This is a genomic window from Scytonema sp. NUACC21 (assembly GCF_054684315.1).
This window is the reverse complement of record NZ_BAAFZH010000100.1, coordinates 22087-47990: the sequence shown is the minus strand read 5'-3', so window position 1 is coordinate 47990 and position 25904 is coordinate 22087. Positions and strand designations below refer to the sequence as shown.

Here is a 25904-nt window from a genome sequence, read left to right as displayed (position 1 = left end):
GTATGGGTTTGTTATGTCTTAATCAGAAGCAACGGAATAATTTATCAAACTCTACACTCAACTTAAGTAGTTTAATCTAGCAGTGATGTTCTCTTTTATACAATTTTACAATGAATAATTTAAACTTTCATAACACTTCTAATTGATATTGTGACAAAAACCAACTCTGGCTCTTTTGTGGAAATTACGAATATACAGGTAGTGTTTTCCTTACTACTTTCGTTTTAAGGAGGTTGAAAGGATATGGAGACATTCCTTCTTCTACTTCTCAATCTGTCTGTATATATTATTGTAATACGATTATAATACAAAAAAGAGTTTTGGATGATAAGTGCGATCGCGTCCCTCCTGACCTTTAGACATCTGGTGAAAATTAATTATGCGTTTGTCAAAACCCTTGGTAGCTTCGCTAGATCTACGCCTGGTAGGGGCGGAACGGTCGAGAGCCCTTAAATCATTTCTGGAGATGTCTTTTGGACAGACAGCTTGGTAAAACAGATGCCCGTTATCAGACAAGAGAGTGCTTTGGGCATTCTCTATAAATTTCCGGGTTACTCTAACACTGTACTTGCTGTTTAACCCAAGCGCGGAAAGATATTTCAGCTTCCACTTCATCAATGTGACATTCTTGGAGAAATTGGTAAAGCCGTTCTTTAATTTCCCAAGAAAACGTAGGACTGTTTTCTACCTCAATATACTGATGTTCCTGAAGTTGATAAATTCGCAACTCTTGACCGTTATAACGCCAGAATTCTCGTACACCCATACTGGCATACAAATTTAGTTTATTGATATCAGTGTGGGTAATATCTACTTCCACAATCAAATCTGGTGGGGGGTCTTGATTGAGATCGACCTTTTTCCCTGCCACTTTAGGTTGATTTTGAATGTAGTAACAGTTGTCAGGTTCGGCACTTTTTTCTAGATCGGGACGATTTAAGGTAGTTGACCCCATTGTTTTGATTTTTAAACCAAGTTCTACTACCAAAATACGTATGAACAGTTCAATTAATCTGGTAGCACGTTCGTGTTCTTCTAGGGGCATGGAAATTTCTAAAGTGCCTTGGTCATATGTAAGTCGAGACGAACGACCTTCACCGAGTGCTGCTAAAATTTGCTCGTAAGCTTGCCAACTGATGTTGTGAAAAACTACTCTCTGTTCTGCCAAGGTAGCTTCTGGGGGAATATTGCTTGGTTTAGCGGATGTACTAACCATATATGCTTTCGAGTTTAGCTTAAGAATTATTATAAAGATATTTCACTCGACCTTAAGGCAAAGGATGAAGGGCAAACCTTTTAGGAACTTCAGAACAATATGGTTCTTCTATATTACGTTATTACGTTGTATTAAAAACCAAACAAAAAGCCTCTCTAAATTAGAGAGGCTTTTTGGTGAAAATATAAACCTGGCACCGAGCTATTTTAGCAGGCAGCTACCCACCAACTATCGTCGCCGCAGCCGTGTTTCACACCTGAGTGCAGCAGTCTGAGTAGCTTCTTCAAAAACTGGAATTGTCTCTGGTTGACGCAAACCTAAATCGGATAATGCCTTAAGACGTTGCTGTTCTCGCGATTCTTGAGAAGCCCAACCATCCTTAAGGGTAAACAATTTGTTTTCAGGCTCTACCATTGCCACCGTTACCTTAATAATCGCTAGATGCTGTAATCTACCTAACCACTGAGTGTGGTTATTTGCTATTCCTAAGATTCCCCAAATTTGTCACAGACAAACAAGATCGGAATAAATTTTTTTTCAGTACAGGTTTTTAGCTATACAAAGATTGTCTTCTATTGATACATGGGTTACGCTAGTAATAACTATGTTTTATAACAAACATATATAACTTTTTGGAATATGTATTTATACGGTGCAAGTCATGAAAATTTTGTATTTCTAGAATGCAGGAGTGCGAATCTACTTAGAAAGTGAGATTTGCAATCATTCACGCTTCAATATATAAGGAAAAAAACCGAACATATGTACGGTTTTGTTGGGTAGAATTCCTGAAGTTGGGTAAAGTTCCTCAACCCAACCTACAAACATTCCTATGGGGTTTTGTTTGGGTAAAGTTCCTCAACCCAACACACACAAATTCTTCCGCGAATGTTTGGCTGTTTTTATATCGGACAGCGTTAGTTTTGGATTCAACTTGGGTATTATAAACTATAAAGAGTAAGGAGAGGGAAGAAAGAAGATTTTTTTCTCCTCTTATCTCTAATGTTATAAGAACAAGAATTTGATGCTTTGCGATCGCGAAAATTCCCAGGCTAATTTCTTAGCTTGTGTTTTTCATTTCGATTGTTTGGGTTTTTCTTTCCATCGCATTTGCTTGGAATTCTAAATATAAACTTTTAGATTATTAATACAAATTTGATCGAAGAGCAAGATATATCAAAAATTGATTAAAAATTTACAATTTCTTTACAATGCTCATTTGCTCTAATTTTAGTATTCAGTCAAGAATGTATTAGCTGCCTAAAGAACAGCGTTTTGATATTTTATTTTTTGGGGCTGCCCTAACAATGAATAACGTGACTATTAGAGTTCCATTTGTAGACCTTAATTTGCAACATGAAGCAATTCAACCTCAACTAGAGCAGGCAATTCGGGCTGTAATGGAACGAGGAGATTTTGTATTGGGGCAAGCACTGAAAGATTTTGAGGCAGCATTTGCCGCAGCATCGGGAACAGAATATGGTATTGGTGTTGCTTCGGGGACTGATGCGATCGCCCTTGGTTTGCAAGCCTGTAATATTGGACCTGGAGATGAAGTCATTTTACCTGCCAACACCTTCATAGCAACACTGATTGGCGTGCTACGTACCGGGGCAAAGGCTATTTTAGCAGATTGCGATCCGCAAACAGCATTAATTGATTTGGAGTCAGCAGCAAGGGTTATTACACCTCGAACCAAAGCAATTATCCCCGTACATCTCTACGGTCAAATGGTATCGCCACGGCAGCTATTAGACTTCGCCCAAACCCACAAATTGCTGATTTTTGAGGATGCAGCACAGGCACATTTGGCCGAAACAGAAGGATATCGAGCCGGTTCGGTGGGAATAGCAGCAGCTTTTAGTTTTTATCCCAGCAAAAATTTAGGAGCATTTGGAGATGGAGGCATGCTCCTGACTAGAGATCCCGATGTAGCCCAGAAAATGATGCGCTTGCGGAATTACGGCGCAGCCCAAAAATACATTCACGTTGAAGCAGGTACAAATAGCCGATTAGACACATTGCAAGCAGCAATACTGCACCAAAAACTACCACATTTGCCAGAATGGAATCATCAGCGTCTGAATGCTGCTCGGCAGTACGACACTGAACTTGCACCCTTAGCATCTAGTGGTATTCATCCCATAAAAAATCAAAGCGGCGAGGGACACATTTATCATCTTTATGTCATCAAAGTTAATAGTTCTTGTCCTATTAAAAGACAACAACTGCAAGAAACACTCACAGCAGCAGGAATTCAAACTGGAATTCACTACCCAATTCCCTGTCATCTTCAACCTGCATTTACCTATCTGGGCTATCAACCTGGAGATTTTCCCAATGCTGAAATGCTGTCAGAGCAAATATTATCCTTACCGATATATCCTGGTTTAAGTAGTAGTCAAGTGAGGGAAGTTGTTGCAGCAATTGCCTTAAGCTTCAATGATGAAGAACAAAACTTACTGTGCATCTAAAGATGGTGCCGTTAACCGCTTAAATTGCATACTTATTCCTGAAGTTTGTCCTTTGTCATGAGTCATCAATCATTTACAACCCAAATGACGAATAACAAATAACAAAGGATAAATAACACTGGACAAATGAAAAATAACACTTGAAAAGTTATTCGTACTTCATAATTCCATAAAACCATGCAAATTCAGCGTCAGCTTAAAAATACAAGTTCCGCACAACTGATAACTATAGCAATAATAGTTGTCTTGGTATTGCTTTACGCTCCTGTGTTACTGCACTGGTGGGAAGGTTGGGTTAGAAAAAATATTAGTACAGAACACGAATATTTTAGTCACGGTATCATTGGATTGCCATTTGCTGCTTACTTATGCTGGAAAAGCCGAACGAGATGGCAGCGATTGCCGAATATTTCCCATCCCTTAGGGGGCTTCTTACTAGTGATGGGAGGGATTTTTTATCTGAGCGGTGTTAGTGAATGGGTTAATATATCCTTTCCGGCGATCCTAGCAGGTATATGCCTTTGGTTGAAAGGAGCTCCTGGCTTGAAATTGCAAAGCTTTCCCCTGGTGCTCGTGTTTTTAGCTACACCAACGGCGATTCCGTACCTGATTGCTCCTTACACTTTACCGCTTCAAAGTTTCATCGCGGGCACTGCTGGCTTCATTCTGAGCCAATTTGGTTTGCAAGTGACGGTAGATGGCATAAACATATATACAGGTGGACGCATTGTAGAAGTTGCGCCTTACTGTGCGGGTCTAAAAATGTTGTTTACCACTCTCTATGTCGGCTTAATGCTGCTTTATTGGACGGGTGCTTTGTCGTCCCGACGCACCACGCTTTGGTTTTTGGTCACAGCCGTCGCGATTAGCGTTAGCGCCAATATTATTCGCAATACATTACTCACCTTCTTTCACGGTACGGGGCAAGAAGGGGCTTTCCATTGGTTGCATGACAGTTGGGGTGGAGATGTTTACTCTGCTTTAATGTTGCTAATATTAGTACCTACTCTGAATTGGATCGACCATTATTTCCAAGAAGTTCCAGCAGTTCAGCCAGAAGCTGAGATATCTGAAAGATAAAAAACGTAAATATTACTAGAGCCAAAGCCACAGTGAAAGAAGTAAAATTTTACATAACTGCTGTAAAATTTACCGATGACTTCCTTTTCCAAGTTTCTTAAGGAAAATCAGTTTTCCCAAGTAGCGGTACTGTTGCTGCTGCTATTACTGCTGGCTTTAGGGGCTATTCCTGGTTATTTAAAAGGACACTGGGATTGGCACGAACCACCACGAGTCGTTACCCTCAAGGAATTGAAGGAGATACGCCACAAGGGAATTTCTCTTCCTGGTTGGAAAACTGTCGAACAACGGGAACAAGAAGTTGGTGCCCATAAGTGGTCGTACCAATTGATTCAAAAAGAAGGTCAACAAACCAGCGCTCTTTTACTTTTGCTACCGCAAAATGGACCTAGAGAGCAACCCCAAGTAGAGTGGACGGAAATTGATAGTCTTTGGCAATGGCAAACAGCCCAGCATCGTTCTGCTGAATTTACTGTAAAACCACCTCAAGGATCGGCTTCTGCAAATACTGAAATTAAAATAGAGGCCAGATTCTTCCGCGCTACAGCAAATCAACAAACCTTTGCAGTCTTGCAATGGTATGCTTGGCCTACAGGTGGCAGCTCGTCACAAATAGCATGGTTTCTAGCAGACCAACTAGCACAGTGGCGCAAAAACCGGGCTCCGTGGGTAGCAGTTTCTATTCTCTTTCCAATGGAACCTCTCGGGCAAGTAGAAAAAACGTGGAATGAAGTGAAGTCAATCGGTCAAGCAGTGCAGGGTGCTTTGATGGCGGGACCGTTGTAAGGTTTTATATAAATATTTTTTCAATAAAGAAAGAATATTGCGCGTTTTAACGAAGTAAAATAAACACTCGGTCAGCGCTCTACAATAACGATTTGTCTAGCTCCTGGTTATCATATGCGTATATTTAGCGCCCTATCTTTTGTGGGGATTCATGTCGGCGTTTATTTAGTAGCAGCAACGGTTCAACCTGTTGTGGCTCAGAACGTACCAACTCAAGAATTATTACCAGGACCATCTACAACGCCTCCAAATTTCCCAGAAGGACAAGCACCACTCCAACCCCCCATACCTCCAACGAGCCCCGAAATAGATCCGTCTCTCAATGATGAGGTATCAAACCGATTTAACCGTTATCTCTTGGGACCGGGAGATGCGGTGACTGTTTTAGTTCAGCGTCCTCCCGGTCAATACCGCTTGGGACCGGGAGATGCGATCGCTGTTTCGGTTGTGCGCTTTCCAGATTTAAGCTTTCAAACCCTTATCAATCCAGAAGGAAACATTGTAATACCCCTATTAGGAACAGTATCGCTTAAAGGCTTAACCCTGCTACAAGCGCAAGAAAAAATTCGTAAGGGTTTAAATCGTTTTGTTGTCGATCCCATTGTGGCATTAGCTTTGACGGGACAACGTCCGGAGTTGACCTTTGGAGCCCAAATTAACCCAGAAGGCAACATTATAGTTCCCCAAGTAGGAAGTGTATCTTTACAAGGGTTGACTTTAGAAGAAGCTGAAGAAAAAATTCGCCTAAGTTTAAGTCGGGTTTTGGTTGACCCAGTGGTGTCACTCTCACTTGCAGGACAGCGACCAGTTCAAGTGACAATTAGTGGGGAAGTGACACGACCCGGAATTTATCCGATTGCTTCAGGTTTACCCCGTGTCGGGGATGCTTTACTCTTAGCTGGGGGTACGAGTGTAAATGCAGACTTGCGACAAGTACAGATACGGAGACGATTAGTTGATGGTTCCGTAGTATCACAAAATGTAGACCTTTACACTCCGTTGCAAAATGGGGGTGCAGTGCCAAATCTAAGACTACAGGATGGCGATGCTATCATCATACCCCGTCGTGAAATTGGTAACGAAGATGGTTATGACCGCAACTTGGTCTCTCGCTCAACCTTAGCAGTACCGCAAATTAGAATCAGGGTTTTAAATTATGCCTCTGGGGGGATTGTCACAATACCGCTACCCAATGGTAGTAATTTTCTAGATGCTTTGGCGGGAATCAATCTTGATACCGCCAACCTGAGAGCGGTTAAGCTTTTTCGCTTCGACCCGGAACGAGGTAGAGCGATCGCCCAAACACTGAATGCGAGAAAGGCACTGTCAGGGGATGCATCTCAAAATGTGCCACTTCAAGATAACGACGTTATCGTAGTAGGTCGGAACCTAATAGGTAGAATCACAAACGCCATAAGTCTCATTACCCGTCCTTTCATAAGTATAAATGCTTTCCTCGACTTCTTTAATGACTTTGGAGACTAACAATTAATCGAGGTAATTGCCATAAATAGCACAGCTTGGAAGTCACAACAGAGGATGAAGAGAAGGAGAAGAACAAGATCGTTTTTTGTAACTGACTCCCGATAATTGACTTCCGAGTATAAAGTTAAATCAAAAGCTAAAATTTTCAGTTTGGTCTGTTTTTATTTGATGTTGCTATGACTCCACCGATTGTTAAACGCTACCTCATCGCCTTTGATAAGTACAAGTGGATTGGACTAGCTAGTTTTGGTTTGGTTGTAGCGGGTTCAACGGTGGTAGCTCTGCAACCCGAACCAGCACCTACCTATGTCGCTAACGGAGCACTGACTTACAATCGCCCACCAGTTGCATTCTCGACAACTGGTGCGGAAATTAACCTCCAAGGGCAGGAACTGAGCGAGGAAGTTCTGCTATCAGATCAAGTGATTGAATCTGTAGCCACAAAATTAAATATCAGCCCGCAAAAGATTGGTACGAATGTAACTCTCAGGTTGCCAGTAAAAAGCAAGGACCCAGCAGAACCACCATCAACACTGATTGAACTAAGATACAGAGATAGCGATCGCCAACGAGCAAGGGACACCTTAGACGAATTGATGGCAGCAATGATCCGCCTGAGTAGTGACATCAATACACGGCGGTTAAATGCGATTATTACAAAAGTTAACGAACGTCTACCAGCCGCTAAACGGGAATTGCAAATTGCTGAGCGAAAACTAGAACTTTACGATCGCAGAGAACGACCAGCAATATTGGCAGCAGAAAACGGGAGTCTGCTCGACGCCGTTACCGCAAGTCAACTTCAACAACGGCAAATTCAACTCTCCCTTTCTGGAATTGATGCTCAAATTCGCAGTATCCAAGAAAAATTGGGTTTAAACGTTAACCAAGCCTATGTCTCGTCTGCTTTAAGCGCCGACCCAATAATTGCAAACTTGCGAACACAAATCTATCAAGCAGAATCTCAAATTGAGGTTTTAAGAAAAGACCTCCGTCCCGATCACCCAACTATGGTTCAGTTGCGGCGTCAGAAAGAAGCCTACGAACAATTACTGCGGCAGCGGGGGGGTGAGGTCATAGGTGGTAATGATGGTGCTGCACCTCTGGCTGGTACCGTAGCCATTCGCTCTCGAAGTAACCTAGATCCAGCAAGGCAATCTCTGGCAAATCAAATGGTAACTTTGCAAACTCAACGCGAAACACTACAGCAGCAATTATTAGACCTGGCAAAAGATGAGGCACGATTGCGGCAGGAATACGCTTTAATACCTAACAAGCAATTAGAGCGATCGCGTTTGGAACAAGAGGTAGGACTCAAAAAAGCAGTTTACGACCAAATGCAGGTCAAGCTAACCGATGCGAAAACAGCAGAAGCCGAAACTGTCAGCAGCCTTGGTGTTGCCAGACCACCCGTTGCAGTTGCCACTGTTACACCACCTAAGAATGTACCTCTAACTCTGGGTGTGGGTGGTTTACTGGGATTAGTGGTTGGTGGTGGCGTCATATTCCTGTTGGGAGCTTTAGAAGGTACCTTCAAAACCAAAGAAGATATTCGCGATACCCTCAAACAACGGGAGGTTCCTTTACTGGGCGAGTTGCCTTTAATGCCAGTAGATGATTTACCACCCGGAGCAGTGCCAGTGGTACTTTCTGCAGAATCCCCTTATCTGGAGTATTATGAAAAGTTCCGCAGTAATTTGCGCCGTATTGGCGGCAGAACTTTAAAGGTAGTCTTAATTACCAGTACTAGCAGTGAAGAGGGTAAGACGGTTAGTGCTTATAACCTTGGAGTAGCATCTGCTCTTGCCGGGAAACGAACCCTGATTATCGAAACAGACTTGCGATCGCCCTCTCATGCTTCATCCCTGAGAGTGGCTCCCGATCCCGATGCCATTATTGAACCTTTACGCTACTACACCAACTTGAGCGAGTGTATCCGCTTAGTACCGGATGTAGAAAACTTATACATTCTTCCCAGTCCCGGTCCCGTGCGTCAATCCGCTGCCGTTTTAGAATCCAGCGAATTCCGGCGGCTCATGGAGGATGTCCGCGAACGTTTTGACTTTGTCATTCTCGATACCAATCCTATGGGCTTATCTAATGACGCCCTGTTAATTCAACCCTACAGTGATGGCATAGTCCTTGTGGCACGTCCAAACTACACCCAAGAAAATATGCTCACTGAAGCTATTGACCAACTGACGGAATCGGAGTTGGGGCTGTTGGGAACTGTTGTTAATGGTGCCGATATTATCGTTACTGTACCAGAGCCAATTGTGCGACCTAACACTCCACCTGAAGAAGAACTCTCAGTAGGAGCGAGAAGATAAAGTATAAGTTTTGCTACAGATTCTATCCTGTATTTTCCAGATTCTCACTCAAATAGTGCTATAGCTACTAGTAAAATAGAAAAAGCCCCGATAAACGAGGCATTTGAAGCGTAGAGTTAGAAACTGGTGGTCGATCTGGGTTGCCAGTTTTTAGCCTGCTTGTAGTCGTTTGGTTAATTCGGCTTCTATCTGGTCTGGGGGTATTCTTACTCTCCCCGGTGCAGTTTGCAACAAAGCCATATATCTTTGGAATGCTTCATTGTCTTGAGGATGTTGCCGGACATATGCCAACAATTCTGCTCGTGTCATTTGGTCAAAATCTAAGTTCGCCATAAATCATTTCTCCATTCACATCAATTTCTATTTCTATTGTCTCTCCAACCAGTATGAATATGTGCTTGGTTGTTTCGTCTAATCGAGTCAGGTTAATTGGTTTGAGTAAATTGCTTACCATAACACATACTCGATATAGGGTTTTTAGTTGGTCTATTGTTGGTTGCATTTCAAGAAGTCCTCAATCATAACTCAATTCCCCATCAAAATCTTCTGGTTCATCAACATCAATCACAATAACTTCTTGTTGCTGGTTTTTTTTAACTTCGGTTATCGCTTCTACAATAGTCACTATTGGCTGTTTACCGTCTAGATATTTAACACGATTGTTGGTAAATACCCGATTGAACCAAATCCCCAACTGACGTTGAGCCAAGAATCCCCCGGCTTCTAGCCGTGGGGAGTGTCAAGCTCATTAAATTTAACAACAGAAGATTTAGCCGCACTATCAGAAACAAACCTTTTGTAGATTAAGGATTTTGGGCTGGTTCTTGCCTAACCAACTTACATCGAACTCAAGTTCTCTACACAACTCGCTACAACGGTGGGCAGTGCCCACCCTACTTTCTGATGACAAATGACAAAAATATTGTTGCGGACAGCTGATTTTCCTCTCATTCTTAGATAAAAAGGTAATGGGATAGAGGAGTGTCGGGGTGAGCATTTTGATGAAAGTCGTATTAACTTTGTCCGGAAAAATTTAGCAGTTTTAAAAAATTGACATTTTTATTGTGTTTGATGGCTCCTTTCCTCAATTGCGAGCCTATTCTGCTAATTGACTCAGCAAAAATACTGATTGATATTATGTTCGACTCATTACTTATGATACACAAATTCTAACCCACCCCGAAGTTCGCTCAACTCTGGGAACCCCCGCACGCGGCTTCTCTGGGCCTAACGGCACCCTCCCCTTACTAAGGTCTGGGTTAGGGAGGGGTATTTATATTACAAGTGTTTAACCGAACATGATATGACATATTAAACTTCAGTCTTTACCTGAGAAAAAATAAGTATATTTTTGTACCAAAAAAGGTAAATCGTCTTTTTCCAACTTTAGATATATACTTAGTAACGGTTAAATAAGCTGTCAGATGAACACAAGTAAGACTGGTAGCGTTACCAGTATCATTGAAAAGCGTCGTTCCCTTGTTGAAAAAGTAGCAGTCATAGAGGCGGAGTTAAAATCTTTGGACTCAGCTTTACAAAATCTTGAAGGACATCCCACGCAGTTAGTAACAAGTGTTGATGTCCAAAATGGTTCTGGGCTTTTACAGGACAACAATCTAGCAGAATTACGGCAAAGTATTAAGACTGAGTTAGAAAAGCTGTACGCTCTCAAAGAGCACTTTTTCCAAAAGAAGCTAAAAATTGGGGTTGTTGGACGAGCAAAACAAGGTAAGAGCCAATTATTACGGAGTTTTACAGGGCTGACTGGGGTTGAAATTCCAAATGGAGGCAAGCAAAATTGTACGGGGGTTTACTGCAGTCTTCATCACGAGCAAGTAGAGGAAACTTACGCTGAGGTTTGGTTTTACTCAGAACAGTCATTGCTGGATGAAGTTATAGGACCCTGTTATGAAAAACTCTTTTTAGGGTCAAAGCCAAAGACACTTCAAGAATTTGCTGCCAGACCCCTACCGCTGTTACCAAGTGTATTTTCATCAGAAGCTCAACAGGAAGGTATGTATTTGCACTTGGCACGGCATCAAATCCATGTAGAAAAGTACCGTCACCTGTTAGGGCAAGCGTCTCCCCGTCGCATTTCTCAAGAGGAAATTAGGGAGTATGTAGCGCAAGAGACTGCTGATGGCGATCGCAGCTTTTTTAACTATTTAGCAGTCAGGGAAGTGAAGATAGTTTGTCAATTTCCCCAGAGTGATGTTGGAAAAATTGTCTTTGTGGATATACCTGGCATTGGCGATACAGGTAACTGTAACGAGCAGTATTTTATCAACAAACTCGTGGAAGACGTTGATGCAATCTTGTTTGTGCGAATGCCAAAGTCAAGCGGAGATCGCTGGCAAGAAGTCGATGTCAAATTATATGACAAAGTACGTGCTGCAATGGTTGATTTACCAATCCAAGAGCGGTCTTTTATGGTAATGAATCGTACAGAAGCTCATTCACGCTTTCACGATAATCTAAAAATCTGCCAAGATTTAGCGTTAGATACCAACAAAAACATCAATGTTGTTGAATATATAATAACTAACTGTACAAACACTCAAGAAACGCAGAAACTTTTAGAGCGAGTCGTTCACTATATAGAGGAAAAAAATACTGATTTAGGTAACAAAGAAGTCTTGTTGAGCCAGCAGAAATTGGCTATAGTTCAAAGCAAAGTTAATGCTAAGTTAAAGAAAGTGGGAAAGCCTTTGGATTTATCAACACAAGATACTCATGGATTTGCACTATTTGAAATCAAATTCAAGGAACTTTCGCAAGAGTTGACCGATGGTCTGGAAAAGTTGCTTCGAGAACTGAGGAAAACACGAGAATCTGTTGATTGGGAATTTAAAAAGCAGGTTGACGTGGCTTTACAAGCTGGTCGAAGTGATACAAAAATTCCCTCAATTGAAGAAATAAAACATCGGTATAGCGTTGAAAAGAGCTACCCTATTGTCTATGAGAAGTATTTGAATGAAATCCGCAGCCATCTATCAAAACATCTTTTATTATTAGATGTAGGGTTAAAGCGATCGCTTGACAAAGTGAAATCGCAAGTGGCGGAGATATTCGTTAAAAAGGGACGTTTGGGCGGCTTAACAGAAGCCAGAGGTGCTGAATTTATTCATGCAGTTGCCAATCAAATACCAGATGAACTGATTCCAGGTATACCAAGCCAGCTCAAATATGGGTTCAAAACACTGGCTGAGTATCAGCTTTCTTACCGGGGATTCCTACAGCACCGCCTTCGTCAATATCTTGATGGGCTGACAGCCAATGAGCCTGTAGCGCAGAAACTAACTCCATCAACCTCTGCCGAACAGGTGCATTTAAATCTCAAGATTGCTCATGCAGAAACTCTCAGTAAATGCGAAAATGCTTTGAAACAGTTGCTCGGCGAACCGAATCAAGCGGCTTTTGCAATTGTGGAAGAATTTTTCGACACAATCCTTCGCTCTCCAAACATAGAAAGTGAGTGGCGGATATTTTTACAAGAGATGCGGGGACACATTTGGCGGGAATTCCAACAAACGAGCGATGGTTCCGAGACAAAAGGCGATGTCCTTGATTCTGTAGAACCAGATACAACTACAATGCCAAGTCAATCAGATTTAATAACCAATGGTCGTAGGGTTCGTTAGGAAGTGACTCGATATTTCTAGCTAGTGGCGCATCTATTCTTTGGTACATTACACAGTTCTCTTGTGGTACGGGCGTCTCGCCCGTCAATTTTTATAACTCTTTTATTAAACCCAAACCTGACTTTTCACGTCATGTGGAAAAGCTAACAGAAAACCTAACCCCCCAGCCCCCTTCCCTTATAGGGAAGGGGGAGAAATCAAAGCTTCTCTCCTTGTAGGGGAGCCAGTGCGTTGCTCTTCGGGAGTTGTAGCAACTGGCGTGAGAGGAATGGAAGTGGGGTTTTCCAAATACCGTGAAAAGTCAGAACCCAAACAACTCAAAGTCGGGGCTTTCCATAACATACAGCAGATTGCAAGTAGGTACGGTACCGACTGTTGTAAGGGCGCAAGACCGCCGCGCCCCTACAAATGTGGTCTAATTACCTGAAAATTGCTGCAATCAAACTTGGGTATAAAAAACCCAGTTTCTGTGCCTAACTGAGAATTAGGATGGGAAAAAATAGCATTGGCATTAGCACCTAACCGGGAATTGCCTTCAAGAAACCAGATGAGTGCATGAGTATCAATGACTTACTTCATAATTGCCTATGACCAATCTAATTCATCCTCGTTATCCCTATAAAATTCAGCAATTTGGAAATCTTCTTCCGTTGATTGTTTTCTTCCAGAAAACATCCCAAATTGCATTAATTGGTTTTGCACTGAAGTTGTTTCTGTTTCTAAAAAAGTGACAAGAACACGACTTTCTGATAAATCTAATGGGGATTCAAAAAGTTTTATCTTACCATTTTTATAAATTCCTTCAATCGAGCGTAACATAATTTTTACCAATTACTTATATAAACTATAAAATAGCTACTACTGTATTTTACAGAAAATCCTTCTATTCTTTTAGTAAGAGAGTCATGAGGAATTACTTTTGCTAGTAACTGGTATTAAAGTCAGCAATCGCATAGACGAGCGGGGTCAGAAAATACGCCTTTCTGTAGCTTGGCTGGGTCAAAAATCTCCTGAGAAAGAGTAAAATTTACGAGCGATCGCTGTCACGAAATTAGATTTCAAACCGATCGCTTTACCTTGTTAATCCAGCCCTGATTGAAACTCAACACCTGGGAATAGGGCAAATCTTTATCTAGCAGCAGATCGACTACAAACAGCTTCACCCAGATGCATCCGGCACATAGTTTTGGTCACACTGCAAACCCGCATCCTGGGCTAAATAGTCACGAATGTGCGATCGTGCCCCATCTGCAGCCACCAAGCGATCGTAAGCAACGGTGAAAGCCTCACCCTGCTTCGGCTTCAACGTCACGGTCTTAGCTTTCCTATCTACTAAAACACACTGACAGCCAAACTTAACTACAAGCTGTTCTGAGGTGTAGGTTTGAGTTAAGTGCTGCAAGAGAATCATGACAAGGCGATTGCGGTCAATAGTGAGAACTGGACCTGCAAACGGAATCTTACGGGCTTTGCCCTGCTTGCGATGAATTCTCGTGCCATTGCAGAACATACCGGAAGCGGCGATCGCCTCCTCTAATCCTGCTATCTCGCGGATTGCCTTTCTCCCCCGTTCTTGTAGCCAGATTGGAAACGTGCGGTCTTTCGATAAATCTACCAAACGCGGGTCAGGGCTCCGCTCATAGAGTTCAATCCGATACTTGCCCCGACACAACAAATAATGGGCAAGTAACAGTCCAGCCGGACCCGCCCCAATAATGACAACTTTTTGGAGCATAAACTTTATCCAACACTCTGATGGCTCGGAGTTCATACTACTATTTTAGCGATCGCATCGAAAGGACAGTTAGACTATCCACAGCTGTAGTAATACTAACTAATCTTTTTCAGCTTTCAGTGCTTGAAGTATCTTTTTCACTTGCTCGGGCGCTTCCATTCCCTCAAAAAGTTGAACTGCTCTTGAAATGTATTCGTTACCCTTGACACGCTCGCCAATTTGTTGGTAAGTCAATCCTCGTTGAAAATAAGCTTCAGCAAGGTCAGCTTTAGCGCCTAATTTATCTAATATTTTAATCGCCTCTAAAGAATAATCAAGTGCAGCTTTAAAGTCATGCTTTTCTCGGTACAGATCTGCTAAACCATTAATAGCCTTGCCTAAAAGTTGTGGAAAATCAACCTCCTTAGCATAGGATAAAGCTGATTGCAACATATTTAAAGACATCTCGTATCTCTTCAAATTTTTGAATGTTAATCCTAAAAAAAGCAGACGGTAGCCTGTACTTTTAACACCCAGAGGATTAACAGAAATTTCTCTTTCAACTTTGTCAGCAATATTAGCAGAAATTTCGTTCTGACCTAAGTATGAATAAATAAATGCTAAGTAGAAAGAAGCACATACAGCACGTGTATGCCATTTTGTATTTTCGGAAATCTTAATGACATCTTCAAAAATTTTTACGGCTTCTTGAAGTTCTCCTAGCTCTATATAGCAGCGACCTATATTATAAGATGAGTCTACTACTATATATTCATATCTATGATAATCGGCCATTTCTCTTGATTTTTGATAATCAACAATAGCCTTTCTAAGACTACCTAATCGCCAATTAACCTCACCTAAAGTATTGTAAAGTTTACATAAAATAAAATCTGACTTAATCTTGGTAATAACTTGAGTTATTGCAGAATGTATCTGCAGAAATAGACCAAGCCTACAGAACGAGCCACATAAACTAGATTCCTGTAAAGTGCTTGAATTAAAACTAGTATTCCAACTATTAACTCTTTCTTTAATGAGAACTTGACCAGCCTGTTCAAAACTTTCAATTTCCATGTAGTGAAAGTAAGCCTCAAGTGCTCTTTTGGCATCATTTATTGTTTCAATTGTTTTTATGCTTTCTGTCCAAAATTCGGCAGCTTTTTGATTGGTTGTTTCCCAGTCTTTGCTCTGTCTCAATCGATTGAGAGCTTCCGCTTGAATTACTGGATGCAGCGAATACTTTCCATTTTCAAAACTAACCAGAGACTTATCTTGCAATGCTTTAGCTGTTCGTCTCTGAATCGTCTCTGGAACATCCCACAGTAGGCATAACAATCCTTCAATTGCAACAGCAGAAACATCTTGATAGCGGTAACATCCCATACGACAGAGCAAATTGTAGGCATTCACATCAAGTTGTTGCAGACGATTAAACTGATTAACAACCAAATCTTCTAGATTTCGTTCAATAAACAAATATTCCTGATTGGCTTGCCAGTATGCTTCTGAATTTCCTGCAAAATCCTCCTGAATCACACTGCTGAGGATTTCCATTGCCTTAGCATTGCCACCGTAAGCTCTATGTAGAGCAGTTAAAGCAGGTGTATCTGTCTGAATCTGACGGCTCTCAAAAAACTGCTGCCATGCTGAGAGCTCTAGGTTTTTTAATAGATAATGTTGAACTGTAATGTCCGATTCCTGCAAACGCTCTCTACTTGTAATCAATGTGACAGATTGCACGAACGGATCGGACAGTACTCGCAGTAATTCAATATAAGAACGATGCGACTCAATAAGCTTGCCAGAAAAATCTAGCAGAGTTTCCAAATTATCAATTAAAATTCCAACTTTACAGGAAGGATTACGTAACTTATGTCGGAGCCGTCCCAGCATGATACCAACTTCCTGTCCTGGTTCCTCATTTAAGTCTCTTCGCAGCCATTCCTCAATCACCCCTTCGACTGAAGTAATATACTGGGTTTCCTTCGCAACCCATAACTCTAAAACTATATCAAAACTCAGAGTTTTAAAGTATTGGAGAGCTAGAGTTGTTTTTCCGACTCCACCACTAGCTTGAATAACAATAACTTTCGCGCCTTGACTCATTAAACTATTAAGGTCGGCGATTGCGCCTTCGCGTCCAACAAAGGTAGGAGCTAGCTTAGGCTGCTGTATGTCTACGAGCGAAGGTAGTTTTGAAATGTCTTGAACCTGTCTTGCTGTGTATGCACTTTCTAAATGTGTACGGCAATTACTCTTGATAACCTTTAGTCTCAGTGCCTGAGACACGAGTTTCCACAAATTAGCGCCCATATCCTTAATATGTGGCTCACTGTATCCCAAAGATCTGGCAATCTCTTCATAGGTTTGACCTGCTAAGGCTCCCCTCAAGACAGCTATCTGGAGGTCACTGAGAGGCATATCTACCGCAGCGATAACTAATGCATTTGCGAACAAAACCAGTTCTTCTTCAGCAATCACTTTTTTACAACCAGTAAGCGACTATGGTTGACTTTGAGGACACTTCACTCCTTATCCTACTTTAACCGACTTTTTCCGACTTTAAATTTCCTACTTTATCCCTACTTTATCCTATTGCAAAAGCAATTACTTTAAATCAGGATAGTGATTAAGTAAATTTTACTTATTTTTTCAGCATTTTTTACTGATTCAGAACAGTGTAAAGTTGTTTCTTTACTCTGCCCCTAAAAAGCGCTGTAAAGTTTTTCCTCAGTATCTTTGAGTAGTTCAGGAGTTGGATATGTTGCGAATAATCTATGACCTGAATACAAGCAAGCAAACTTATTTCAATCTTCATGAGTTTCCGATGTGGGCTGATTGGAATACGGACTACTCACAAATTTTTGAGGTGTGGACTCTTGAGAAGTGGATCGAAGATTTAAGTAATCAGCTTCTTAATACAAGGCAGAGACTCAACCAGATTCATGAGAAGATGGCTTCTTGGGGTAGGAATATTGGGCACTTGATTATTGAAAGTGCGATTGAATACTTAAGACCTGAGCTTCTTCAAATACGGAAGAGATATCGGCTTCTGCAAATAAGCAGGAGAGTTAACCAGATTTTTATTGAGAGAGTTTCTTGGAATACCAGTATAATACTTAGCGGGGGTGACGATCGGCTTATTGTGGCTAACCCTATAAAAAGTATTGTTGTAAAAACAGGTTTACCTATTAGTAACGATGGAAATAACTTAGGTAAAAGTGAACTAGATAAAGTTGTAATTCCTAACCTATTCACAAAATATCCTGACTTGCCTTACTTACCTAGTTCATCGATTAAAGGTAAACTTAGAGCAGAACTAATAAGTTCAATTTTAGAACGCTTATGGAAAATACCTTTTAATCGAGAATTAGCGAAACCCTATCATTATGAAAGTAATGTTTTAGAAGATTACTTTGTAGAAATTATAAACGAAAAAAATTATTTGAGTAATGGAACTGTGGAAGTTGTAAATTATAAAGGAAGAACTAAACAAATTTTATTGCTCCCATTCTATAGTGTCAAACTCTTTGAACTCATTCGCATTTTTGATTCAACTGATATTGTACTTGTTGCGTAGATTTGACGGCAATCAGTTAGTAAGGAACTTAGTGGGCGAAGAAGGAACTAGCGGAGAATACTCAATGTATACAGGGAGATTTGAGGTTAAGCCGGGTAACTTACCCATCACCTAGCAGAAAGTACTAGTAATTACGAGGAGATAGGAGAAAAGAAAATGACTGATTTTGAAAATGCAAAAAAAATTCGCTTGAGTTTAGACGTCACACCTGAACTTAACAAGACTATAGAAGATTTGTCAAAAACAATTGGTGGTTCTAAGAGTGATGTACTTCGTAAGGCGATAGCTCTGATGGAAGTGGTAGTAGACTACCAGAAAGAGGGTAAGAAGGTTGGAATTGCAAATCGATTAGGAGAACCTATGTTTGCAGAAATTGTTAATCTTTTATAATCGGGACTTTCGTTTACTTAAGTTGAGTGACTGTATGTGGCATACGAATATTACTCCACAGTAACTATGTTATAAAAACTCAGAAATTAGGCAGCTTCAATCATGTTTATCTCAATCTTATAATTTCTTCTGTTGGCAAGTTCTTCTATATCTTCCTTCTTTACTACTTTATTTACTTGGTCTTCTTGAAGATTCGAGTTAGTGATGTAGTAGCGCTTGTCTTCCTGACTTCCAGTAGAAGTAGCTTCAGTTTCTGGTTCGATAGTGAGTTTTTGACGATAAAATGTCGTAAGATATTGATTCCAATCTACTATAGCGGCACAGTTACGAATACGCTTAAGGGATTGTTCAACCTGTTCATCTGACTTCCCTTGCACATGAGCTTCGCCTGCAAACATTTCCAGCGCATCAATTAAAAGGCGAAGCCCTTGTCTGTAGATTGGAATTCCCAGTCCTCGATGAGTTGCCTCTAGTAGTCGTTCACGAGCTAAAGTTAAATCATTATCAGAGCGCTTTGGTTTACCAAGTAACTGGTAAGCATGAATTATAGCTCCGTCTGGCAACCAAGGAAAATCATAGTCCAGATTTTCAGACCAATTCCCTATTCGCTCATAAGCCCCTATTTGCAACAGATAGTAACCCCCAATGACTGCGCCTACTGGATTGGCAATTTTCTCTCTCGATAATCTCTCAGCATCTAGCAAAAGATCTTCTGACAAAATACTAGCAGCTTTCAGTAAACTGGACTTGAGATAGTGGGAAAAAACTTCAACCTTTTTGTTAAGAGTTAGTACCTTGGTTTCAAGAGCCAGCCTCTTTACTAAGCCACTATTCCATTTATCAGTCGTCAGTGATGAACTTATAATAATTTGTACTACTTCCTGATGCGTTGGGGGAACAGCGAGAAAACGCCAAGGAACAATCGGACTACCCAATTGAAGAAAGTGTAGCTTTTCGGGTAACAAATTGACTTCACAGATGACAAAATTCTCATTTTCATACTTCTTATGCAGCCATTCAGAGGGCGGAAGCGCTACCCATTGCTCTTCTCCTGGGGATACTGAAGTATTGTATTGCCATAGACATAACGATGATTGTGGAAAAGCAGAGAGCGAAGGTGTTCCTTCCGTATGAATAGCTTCACCAAGAAAGTGAGACCACCAAGCCCAATCTTGAAAGGGTCGTGAGAGTTTCAATCGCACCTCTTGTAGCTTTCCCTCCTCAACACGAGTGTTCGCGGTCACTATTTCACCAGAGGGTAGATAAGCCCTGACAATATATAAACCCGGAACTAGATTAATGTCAGCTGTGCCAAATACTAATCTTTGACTGACGATCTCAAATTCTTCGTTGATGATCTCAACTGAGAGCGGTATATCGTTATATCTGTCTGTTGAGCCATCATTAATATTCTCGTGGAAACGAACGCGTAAAATACTGCTCATAAATTCATCTCTATCGGAATTGGATCTGGGGAATGAAACTGAGGCATCACAAAAAGGGGTGCATCCAGATTTCTGTATCGACTTGATGAGAACCTCGTGCTTAGTTGGTAAACTCTGCCAGCTTCAACTTCTTCTATCTTCCATTCCTTATGGTTATTGACCTGTAAGATAGATTCAGGTCTTATAGGCGGCAAAGAAGAATTTCCCAAAAATTGAAGTTCTAACAGGGTTGCTTCTGCCATAGCTTCAAGTGGTTCAAATCGAAGAGTTACAGGAACCAGAGGAGGACTTTGTCGAACAGTCAATTGACCCCAACCTTCAGAAATAGCATATGGTAGTTGATTGCTGTTGTTCCTTCTACTTGCTTGCTCCATTAACCGTTGGACACAATGTACAAGACCCGGTATACTCACAACCCATCGACCATCTTTCTTTTCACAACCCACTCCGTTTAGGCTTTTAATTAATGCTTGGGTAAAGCGACTAACTTCTCTTGGGCGGGCACCTGTGGACTGACCTGGTGCAGCAGCTTTGAACAACAGCCTTGAGGTGCGTTCTGAGTTTAGAGTTATCAATCGTGGGGTAACAAAGCATTTGGCGTTGGCATTTTCTAGACGAAGTTCTTCTACTGAGCCATTGTTGCAAGCGTCAATGAAAAAGCATTGGGTTTTAGCTTTACACTGTAGCATTCCCCGGTAAATCTGGTCTATATTGATGGCATTACTATAAGGAGCGAGCTCATCAGCACCGAAATCCTCAGCTAACAGTATTGACTCCTGCTGGATATTAACGCCATGACCACAGAAATAAAAAATAGCTATATTTGAATGACTATCGCACCTCTCATACCATGACCGAAATGCAGCTTTAATGTTGGGTAAGGTGGCAGCTTCGATAGGAACATTTTCCCTACCTACTTTAAAGTTTGTGTCTCCTCTAACGTCTGATAGCAATAACTCAACAGAGCCTAGAGGTGCTTCTTCATTTTCAAAGCTATCAACGATCCACTGAGCAAACGATCGAGCGGAGATGGGTGGGGACGTAAGCTGCTCAAGTCTCGTACCTTGGCTAGCCATAAAACCTTGCCTGTAGCCATCTCCGCCTTGTAGGTGATGGTAATACCCTACTCCAATTATCAGTACATGAGTCTGCCCTGTATTTGTTGGTTGTTTTTGCCAAATTAGGGTCACAAAACAATACTCCCCAACCTTTCAGCAAGACGTTTATGGAAGCTTAGCATTGTGAAGTAACTACCGTGAGCCATAAGAAGTCCTTTACCAGTTGAGTAGCGAAAATCTTTGGTTCCCTCGAATATATCTTCAACAGCAAAAGCAAATACATCATTGTCATCAAATACATTTAGCCAGTGAGCCACGTTGGTTAGAGGGCGAACGCGGTCTAATCTTGGATTTTGAGGTAGTGTTTCGTCACTTGCTCTAAATAGTTTCATCTCCTCAAATGCTCCTACTTGAGACCCAACCGTCACAAAAACATCAATGTTTAAGTCAGGGTTTAATTTAGGAAGAAAGTATGAGAGTATATCATACATGATGTTGCCACCCATACTATGAGCAACAACGATTAGCTTTGAATCGTTAGGATTCTCCATTTGAATCTGTTTTGCCTGTACCAAAGCAGCAATAACTTCACTCACTATCTCACCAGGCGCGTCTACTGTACCTCGTTTGTTCAAGTAAACAAATGCATCCCCAAGAAAACGAGTTACCATTTCGTTAACTGATTTGCGTAACAAGCTTAAAAGTGTTCGACTCATCAGCCTACTAACAGCATTCTGAATACGGAGTCGAGCTTCACTAAGTTGCTCCCATACTTCATCAATACCAAATACTTCTGGTTCAGCATAATTGGGATTAGTGCCTGCCCATTGTCTCACATGAAAGGCAAGCTCACTTATGAAGCGATCGTCATTGCTTACGTTGTCGAGCCAGTCAGGTTTTGGATTACTGTATATGTAATTAGTAGTATGCTCCGCCAAAGAACCTAAAGATTCTGCCTCAATATCACTGGTAACTTGTTGTGCAGCTGCAGTCCATAGCAAATCAGTGGCATCTATCAGGGAAATACGCGCTACCTCTAATAGAATAGTGTTTAGATTAGTGTTTTCCCTACCCAGAGTTTCGCCAACAAGCAACGCTAGTATATCTTCCTCAGATTCACCAAATAGCTCGCTGCCTTCCCTTGGCAAACAAGCATAGTCCCAACGGAATTGAACTCCTAAATGTCCCCAGAAGGGATTGAGAATTGCACATTCTTGAGGATTTGCTGAAACAGTGCTTAGAGCAAATTTTCGGAACAGAGCATTTCTTGCCCTTACCTTACTTTTATATCTATCGTTAAGGCGAACATTAACACCATGTACAAAAACAAGTGGCATTTCCAGTTTTTAGAGGAAACATAAAGATTAATAGAATCATAGAGCTAGAATGACTAAAGTAAGCAAAAATTAAAAGAATCTACGTATTTTTTACGTTTCACAACATGAAGTGTGCCTGTTGAGGTATGTGCAAAATGGAACACTTTGTTAAATTTTATCCACTCCCCTTCTCCCCAACGCTATCGATTCTTTATTAATTCAGCAATCAAAGCAATTAATTCATCTGCGACGACTGGCTTGGCAACGTGTTTGGTAAAACCTGCTGCCAATACCTGCTGCTTGTCAGTTTCACCAGCATAAGCGGTCAGAGCAATTGCGGGAATATCCCTGCCTTGTTCTGGTGACATGGCTCTGATTCGACGAATAAAGCTATAACCATCCATTTCTGGCATAGCGATGTCACAAAGCAAGATGTCTGGTGGAGACTCAGTAAAATGAGATAATGCTTCTAGTCCTGATGCTGCCTGTGTCTGCTGCCCAGCCGATTGTTTCTACTGCAGCTGCAATGACCCCTGCTAAGTCCACAGAAGTTATTTCTAGAGTCAGTTTGTGACGGAGAATCCGGGAGACATCAAGTAAGTCATCAATCAGTTGAATCTGTAACTTGGCATTACGTTTGATAATTGTGAGTGCCTTAGCAGTCGTAGCGGTATCAAAGGAACGAGATTGCAGCAGATTCACCCAACCGAGGATGGGATTGAGGGGTGTCCGGAGTTCGTGGGAGAGAATAGCAAGAAATTGGTCTTTGACTCGGTTGGCAGCTTCAGCTTCTTGACGGGCAGATTGTTCGCGGGCTAGGATCTCTTCTCTTTGTTGCTCCAACCGTTTGCGATCGGTAATTTCTTGCACAATGATGTTGATACTCAGCACTTGGCTATCTGCATCTAGGAGGGGATAGTAACTTACAAGCCACGATCGCAGAATACCGGGTTGGGCTGGAGTTTCACCTTGAACTTCACAATTGAGAATTGCTAATCTGGTGGCAATTATTTGCTGGAAAATTGGCTCCTGCAACTCGCCTAACTCTGGCAATACCTCCCTGACAGTTCGCCCAAGATGTTCTGATTCTGGAATGCCATTGATTTCGGCTAACTGCTTGTTAACACGAATATATCGGAAATTGGTGTCCAACATACACAGCCCAATGGGGGCGTTAGTATAGATAGCTTCAATTTCTGTCAGTTGTTGTCGGATAGTTTCTTGGCTTTGACCGAAATAATGGGATACAAGCCCCGTGCTTCTAGCACGGCTTTTTATTGATTTTTAATTTTCTAATCAACTCTGTGAGTACATCAGATTTTGTTCTCCCAGAGGCTTGGCAATATTTTTCAAGATGCTCTAACTCTTCTTCAGTTAATCGAAAAAATCTACTTTTATTCATTGCTTTATATATCGATATAATATACAATCATCACAAATTTAGGGAAAAATAGTGAAAGCAAGGTACCAGTATCGTTTTTACCCAACAGACCAGCAACAACAGAGTTTAGCTCAGTTGTTTGGTTGCGTTCGCGTGGTATGGAACGATGCCCTTGCTATTTGTAAGCAGTCTGAAAAGCTACCGAGTAACAGCTACTTGCAAAAGCTAGTAATTACACAAGCTAAAAAGACTGAGGAGAGAGCATGGTTGTCTGGTGTTTCCAATATCCCATTACAACAATCTGTTGTCGATCTAGGAGTTGCCTATAAAAACTTTTTCGACTCCCTTAAGGGTAAACGCAAAGGTAAAAAGGTTTGTAGTCCTAAATTTAAAAGGAAATCAGCACGACAATCAGCACGGTTTAGAATTGGTGGATTTTCAATTAAAGGTTCGGAGGTCTATTTAGCCAAAATCGGTAATGTTAAACCTATTTGGTCTAGAAGTTTACCGTCATCCCCATCAAGTGTAACAGTCATTAAAGACTGTGCTAACCGCTATTTTCTTAGCTTCGTTGTAGAGATAGAACCTATTCAATCCAATGCTAAGAACCAAAGTATTGGTATTGACTTAGGTGTAAAAACCTTTGCAGTTATGAGTAATGGTGAAACAGCACTCAGCCCTAATTACTCAAAGAAAGACCGCAAGATACGCAAACTGCAACGTCAGCTAGCAAGACAACAAAAAGGTTCTAAACGCCGAGAGCGCACCCGTCTCAGAATTGCCAAAAAACACAATCAAATTGCAGATACTCGCAAAGATTTCCTACACAAGCTATCGGTCATTGGTCATTGGTCATTGGTCATTTGTTATTTTCCTCCCTCCCTCACTGCCTCACTCCCTCACAGATTTTTCGCCGATGGCTATTGCTAACTCAACTAACGCCCCAGCGCGGATAATTTGTGCTTTAACAGTTTTACCAACGCGATCGCCACTATTCAAAAGTGCCAATACATCACCCGTATCATTGACAACAGAACCATCAAAAGTGACTAACACATCTCCAATCAGCACACCAGCATTATCGGCAGGTCCATTTGGTTCCACGTTAACAACAATCACACCACTTGCAGAAGTTAAATTAAGTGCTGTTTTCAAATTATTTGGCAAACGAACGGCCTGCATACCCAAACCAAGATAGCCGCGTGTCATCCTTCCCTTCGCTAAGAGTTGGTCAACAACCCGATTTACAGTAGAAGCAGGGATAGTCAAAGCAGTACCCCGTCGTCCTGATGTGTTCATCCCGACTACATAACTGGCAGCATCTACCAGTGGTCCACCCGCAAAGCCCCGATAAAGCGTAATATCTGGACGGATGAATTGGTCAATATTTCCACCGCTCATACTCCGCCAAGCACCACTTACAACACTGACAGCCCCCATTGCTGCGCGGATGTCACCTTCCCCACTTCTTGCCAATCCCAAGACGAGATGACCGACTTTGAGAGTTGTGGCATCACCAATTTTTGCTACAGGGATTTCTATTTGTTGTAACTTTAACTTAAAGACGGCAACATCAGTACTGGAGTCATGCCCTAGGAGAGTGACTGGTACAGTACTACCATTTGATAGGGTGACAGTGATTTCTTCATAGCGATGAAGAGATTCATCAGAGGTAACAATTATACCATTGCGCCAGTGAATACCACTAGAGGAAATACGGGAACCAGAGTTAACGGCAACAACAGTGCTTCCAACTTGCTCTACAATTTCTGCCAAATTATTAGAAAGAGCTAGTAGGGTATTAGACATTTCGTTTCTCCAGACAATTAAGAATTTGGAATTTTGAACCGCAGATGGGTGCGAATGGACGCGGATAAAAATACGCCTCATTTGCGTGAAGGGTGCGATCGCAATAAATTGATGATGCCGTTTTATGCTGGCAGTTGGCATCAGAAAAATGAGGAGAATACTACCTAGAAAAAAGACTAGTATCTATTTTTAATTA

Annotated in this window: 25 protein-coding genes; 10 read left to right on the top strand and 15 right to left on the bottom strand. The window is 41.4% G+C overall.

Annotation, left to right across the window (positions count from 1 at the left end; all coding sequences use genetic code 11):
• Nucleotides 1-556 precede the first annotated feature (556 nt).
• A complete protein-coding gene (locus tag ACYRY3_RS31790; RefSeq protein ID WP_460205657.1) occupies nucleotides 557-1216 on the bottom strand; it encodes a Uma2 family endonuclease in 660 nt (219 codons plus the stop codon).
• Between the two features lie 228 nt (nucleotides 1217-1444).
• Nucleotides 1445-1630 (bottom strand): hypothetical protein, encoded by a 186-nt coding sequence (locus tag ACYRY3_RS31785; RefSeq protein WP_460205811.1) that lies wholly within the window; start codon nucleotides 1628-1630, stop codon nucleotides 1445-1447.
• 893 nt (nucleotides 1631-2523) lie between these two features.
• Here ACYRY3_RS31785 and ACYRY3_RS31780 point away from each other — a divergent pair.
• From ACYRY3_RS31780 to ACYRY3_RS31760, 5 genes are all read left to right on the top strand, one after another.
• Nucleotides 2524-3690 carry a DegT/DnrJ/EryC1/StrS family aminotransferase gene (locus tag ACYRY3_RS31780; protein WP_460205656.1) on the top strand — a complete coding sequence of 389 codons (1167 nt, stop codon included), beginning with the start codon at nucleotides 2524-2526 and terminating at the stop codon, nucleotides 3688-3690.
• Nucleotides 3691-3867: 177 nt separating this feature from the next.
• Nucleotides 3868-4770 carry a cyanoexosortase B gene (crtB, locus tag ACYRY3_RS31775; RefSeq protein WP_460205655.1) on the top strand — a complete coding sequence of 301 codons (903 nt, stop codon included), beginning with the start codon at nucleotides 3868-3870 and terminating at the stop codon, nucleotides 4768-4770.
• A 75-nt stretch (nucleotides 4771-4845) separates the two neighbouring features.
• Nucleotides 4846-5556, top strand: coding sequence for a cyanoexosortase B system-associated protein (locus ACYRY3_RS31770; protein ID WP_460205654.1), 711 nt, complete (start codon nucleotides 4846-4848; stop codon nucleotides 5554-5556).
• A gap of 114 nt (nucleotides 5557-5670) precedes the next feature.
• Complete coding sequence (locus ACYRY3_RS31765) at nucleotides 5671-7041, top strand: polysaccharide biosynthesis/export family protein (RefSeq protein WP_460205653.1); 1371 nt, start codon at nucleotides 5671-5673, stop codon at nucleotides 7039-7041.
• A gap of 176 nt (nucleotides 7042-7217) precedes the next feature.
• On the top strand, nucleotides 7218-9371 hold the full coding sequence (locus ACYRY3_RS31760; RefSeq protein ID WP_460205652.1) for a GumC family protein: 2154 nt from the start codon (nucleotides 7218-7220) through the stop codon (nucleotides 9369-9371).
• 150 nt (nucleotides 9372-9521) lie between these two features.
• On the opposite strand, the gene ACYRY3_RS31755 is transcribed toward ACYRY3_RS31760, so the two are convergent.
• From ACYRY3_RS31755 to ACYRY3_RS31745, 3 genes are read right to left on the bottom strand one after another with little or no spacing between them, the layout of a single operon-like run.
• Complete coding sequence (locus ACYRY3_RS31755) at nucleotides 9522-9704, bottom strand: DUF6887 family protein (RefSeq protein ID WP_460205651.1); 183 nt, start codon at nucleotides 9702-9704, stop codon at nucleotides 9522-9524.
• Nucleotides 9685-9873 (bottom strand): DUF6888 family protein, encoded by a 189-nt coding sequence (locus ACYRY3_RS31750; protein ID WP_460205650.1) that lies wholly within the window; start codon nucleotides 9871-9873, stop codon nucleotides 9685-9687. Before ACYRY3_RS31750 ends, ACYRY3_RS31755 begins: the two co-directional genes overlap by 20 nt.
• 12 nt (nucleotides 9874-9885) lie before the next feature.
• Complete coding sequence (locus ACYRY3_RS31745; RefSeq protein WP_460205649.1) at nucleotides 9886-10080, bottom strand: hypothetical protein; 195 nt, start codon at nucleotides 10078-10080, stop codon at nucleotides 9886-9888.
• Nucleotides 10081-10795: 715 nt separating this feature from the next.
• Here ACYRY3_RS31745 and ACYRY3_RS31740 point away from each other — a divergent pair.
• Nucleotides 10796-13012 carry a GTPase family protein gene (locus ACYRY3_RS31740; protein WP_460205648.1) on the top strand — a complete coding sequence of 739 codons (2217 nt, stop codon included), beginning with the start codon at nucleotides 10796-10798 and terminating at the stop codon, nucleotides 13010-13012.
• A 177-nt stretch (nucleotides 13013-13189) separates the two neighbouring features.
• Here the strand turns inward: ACYRY3_RS31740 and ACYRY3_RS31735 are convergent, their stop codons facing one another.
• The 4 genes from ACYRY3_RS31735 to ACYRY3_RS31720 all read right to left on the bottom strand — a co-directional run bounded on the left by ACYRY3_RS31735 (nucleotide 13190) and on the right by ACYRY3_RS31720 (nucleotide 17210).
• Complete coding sequence (locus tag ACYRY3_RS31735; protein ID WP_460205647.1) at nucleotides 13190-13354, bottom strand: hypothetical protein; 165 nt, start codon at nucleotides 13352-13354, stop codon at nucleotides 13190-13192.
• A 243-nt stretch (nucleotides 13355-13597) separates the two neighbouring features.
• Nucleotides 13598-13831: a hypothetical protein gene (locus tag ACYRY3_RS31730; RefSeq protein WP_460205646.1), complete on the bottom strand. Its 234-nt coding sequence runs from the start codon at nucleotides 13829-13831 to the stop codon at nucleotides 13598-13600.
• Nucleotides 13832-14171: 340 nt separating this feature from the next.
• Complete coding sequence (locus tag ACYRY3_RS31725) at nucleotides 14172-14747, bottom strand: FAD-dependent oxidoreductase (protein ID WP_460205645.1); 576 nt, start codon at nucleotides 14745-14747, stop codon at nucleotides 14172-14174.
• Nucleotides 14748-14846: 99 nt separating this feature from the next.
• Nucleotides 14847-17210 carry a tetratricopeptide repeat protein gene (locus ACYRY3_RS31720; protein ID WP_460205644.1) on the bottom strand — a complete coding sequence of 788 codons (2364 nt, stop codon included), beginning with the start codon at nucleotides 17208-17210 and terminating at the stop codon, nucleotides 14847-14849.
• 280 nt (nucleotides 17211-17490) lie between these two features.
• Here ACYRY3_RS31720 and ACYRY3_RS31715 point away from each other — a divergent pair, with 280 nt between their 5' ends.
• Together ACYRY3_RS31715 and ACYRY3_RS31710 are read left to right on the top strand one after the other, a co-directional pair.
• On the top strand, nucleotides 17491-18309 hold the full coding sequence (locus ACYRY3_RS31715; RefSeq protein WP_460205643.1) for a hypothetical protein: 819 nt from the start codon (nucleotides 17491-17493) through the stop codon (nucleotides 18307-18309).
• 156 nt (nucleotides 18310-18465) lie between these two features.
• Nucleotides 18466-18699 (top strand): DNA-binding protein, encoded by a 234-nt coding sequence (locus ACYRY3_RS31710; protein ID WP_460205642.1) that lies wholly within the window; start codon nucleotides 18466-18468, stop codon nucleotides 18697-18699.
• An 86-nt stretch (nucleotides 18700-18785) separates the two neighbouring features.
• Here the strand turns inward: ACYRY3_RS31710 and ACYRY3_RS31705 are convergent, their stop codons facing one another.
• From ACYRY3_RS31705 to ACYRY3_RS31685, 5 genes are all read right to left on the bottom strand, one after another.
• Nucleotides 18786-20144, bottom strand: a complete 1359-nt coding sequence (locus ACYRY3_RS31705) for a hypothetical protein (protein ID WP_460205641.1) — start codon at nucleotides 20142-20144, stop codon at nucleotides 18786-18788.
• Nucleotides 20141-21334 carry a caspase family protein gene (locus ACYRY3_RS31700; RefSeq protein ID WP_460205640.1) on the bottom strand — a complete coding sequence of 398 codons (1194 nt, stop codon included), beginning with the start codon at nucleotides 21332-21334 and terminating at the stop codon, nucleotides 20141-20143. Before ACYRY3_RS31700 ends, ACYRY3_RS31705 begins: the two co-directional genes overlap by 4 nt.
• Complete coding sequence (locus ACYRY3_RS31695; protein WP_460205639.1) at nucleotides 21331-22539, bottom strand: hypothetical protein; 1209 nt, start codon at nucleotides 22537-22539, stop codon at nucleotides 21331-21333. The genes ACYRY3_RS31700 and ACYRY3_RS31695 overlap by 4 nt, the downstream gene beginning before the upstream one ends.
• 179 nt (nucleotides 22540-22718) lie before the next feature.
• Nucleotides 22719-22949 carry a response regulator gene (locus ACYRY3_RS31690; RefSeq protein WP_460205638.1) on the bottom strand — a complete coding sequence of 77 codons (231 nt, stop codon included), beginning with the start codon at nucleotides 22947-22949 and terminating at the stop codon, nucleotides 22719-22721.
• A gap of 16 nt (nucleotides 22950-22965) precedes the next feature.
• Nucleotides 22966-23703 (bottom strand): PAS domain-containing protein, encoded by a 738-nt coding sequence (locus ACYRY3_RS31685; protein WP_460205800.1) that lies wholly within the window; start codon nucleotides 23701-23703, stop codon nucleotides 22966-22968.
• A gap of 268 nt (nucleotides 23704-23971) precedes the next feature.
• Between ACYRY3_RS31685 and ACYRY3_RS31680 the strand changes: the two genes are divergently transcribed.
• On the top strand, nucleotides 23972-24829 hold the full coding sequence (locus tag ACYRY3_RS31680) for an RNA-guided endonuclease InsQ/TnpB family protein (protein ID WP_460205637.1): 858 nt from the start codon (nucleotides 23972-23974) through the stop codon (nucleotides 24827-24829).
• On the opposite strand, the gene ACYRY3_RS31675 is transcribed toward ACYRY3_RS31680, so the two are convergent.
• Nucleotides 24791-25708 (bottom strand): S1C family serine protease, encoded by a 918-nt coding sequence (locus ACYRY3_RS31675; RefSeq protein ID WP_460205636.1) that lies wholly within the window; start codon nucleotides 25706-25708, stop codon nucleotides 24791-24793. The two genes, ACYRY3_RS31680 and ACYRY3_RS31675, sit on opposite strands and share 39 nt — an antisense overlap.
• Before the next feature lie 33 nt (nucleotides 25709-25741).
• Between ACYRY3_RS31675 and ACYRY3_RS31670 the strand changes: the two genes are divergently transcribed.
• Complete coding sequence (locus tag ACYRY3_RS31670; protein WP_460205635.1) at nucleotides 25742-25876, top strand: hypothetical protein; 135 nt, start codon at nucleotides 25742-25744, stop codon at nucleotides 25874-25876.
• Nucleotides 25877-25904: the final 28 nt, after the last annotated feature.

Coding starts and splice junctions, on each gene's coding strand:
- ACYRY3_RS31790 (WP_460205657.1), bottom strand. CDS start 1,216: ATGGTTAGTACATCCGCTAAACCAAGCAATATTCCCCCAGAAGCTACC.
- ACYRY3_RS31785 (WP_460205811.1), bottom strand. CDS start 1,630: ATGGTAGAGCCTGAAAACAAATTGTTTACCCTTAAGGATGGTTGGGCT.
- ACYRY3_RS31780 (WP_460205656.1), top strand. CDS start 2,524: ATGAATAACGTGACTATTAGAGTTCCATTTGTAGACCTTAATTTGCAA.
- crtB (WP_460205655.1), top strand. CDS start 3,868: ATGCAAATTCAGCGTCAGCTTAAAAATACAAGTTCCGCACAACTGATA.
- ACYRY3_RS31770 (WP_460205654.1), top strand. CDS start 4,846: ATGACTTCCTTTTCCAAGTTTCTTAAGGAAAATCAGTTTTCCCAAGTA.
- ACYRY3_RS31765 (WP_460205653.1), top strand. CDS start 5,671: ATGCGTATATTTAGCGCCCTATCTTTTGTGGGGATTCATGTCGGCGTT.
- ACYRY3_RS31760 (WP_460205652.1), top strand. CDS start 7,218: ATGACTCCACCGATTGTTAAACGCTACCTCATCGCCTTTGATAAGTAC.
- ACYRY3_RS31755 (WP_460205651.1), bottom strand. CDS start 9,704: ATGGCGAACTTAGATTTTGACCAAATGACACGAGCAGAATTGTTGGCA.
- ACYRY3_RS31750 (WP_460205650.1), bottom strand. CDS start 9,873: ATGCAACCAACAATAGACCAACTAAAAACCCTATATCGAGTATGTGTT.
- ACYRY3_RS31740 (WP_460205648.1), top strand. CDS start 10,796: ATGAACACAAGTAAGACTGGTAGCGTTACCAGTATCATTGAAAAGCGT.
- ACYRY3_RS31735 (WP_460205647.1), bottom strand. CDS start 13,354: ATGTTATGGAAAGCCCCGACTTTGAGTTGTTTGGGTTCTGACTTTTCA.
- ACYRY3_RS31730 (WP_460205646.1), bottom strand. CDS start 13,831: ATGTTACGCTCGATTGAAGGAATTTATAAAAATGGTAAGATAAAACTT.
- ACYRY3_RS31725 (WP_460205645.1), bottom strand. CDS start 14,747: ATGCTCCAAAAAGTTGTCATTATTGGGGCGGGTCCGGCTGGACTGTTA.
- ACYRY3_RS31715 (WP_460205643.1), top strand. CDS start 17,491: ATGTTGCGAATAATCTATGACCTGAATACAAGCAAGCAAACTTATTTC.
- ACYRY3_RS31710 (WP_460205642.1), top strand. CDS start 18,466: ATGACTGATTTTGAAAATGCAAAAAAAATTCGCTTGAGTTTAGACGTC.
- ACYRY3_RS31705 (WP_460205641.1), bottom strand. CDS start 20,144: ATGAGCAGTATTTTACGCGTTCGTTTCCACGAGAATATTAATGATGGC.
- ACYRY3_RS31695 (WP_460205639.1), bottom strand. CDS start 22,539: ATGCCACTTGTTTTTGTACATGGTGTTAATGTTCGCCTTAACGATAGA.
- ACYRY3_RS31675 (WP_460205636.1), bottom strand. CDS start 25,708: ATGTCTAATACCCTACTAGCTCTTTCTAATAATTTGGCAGAAATTGTA.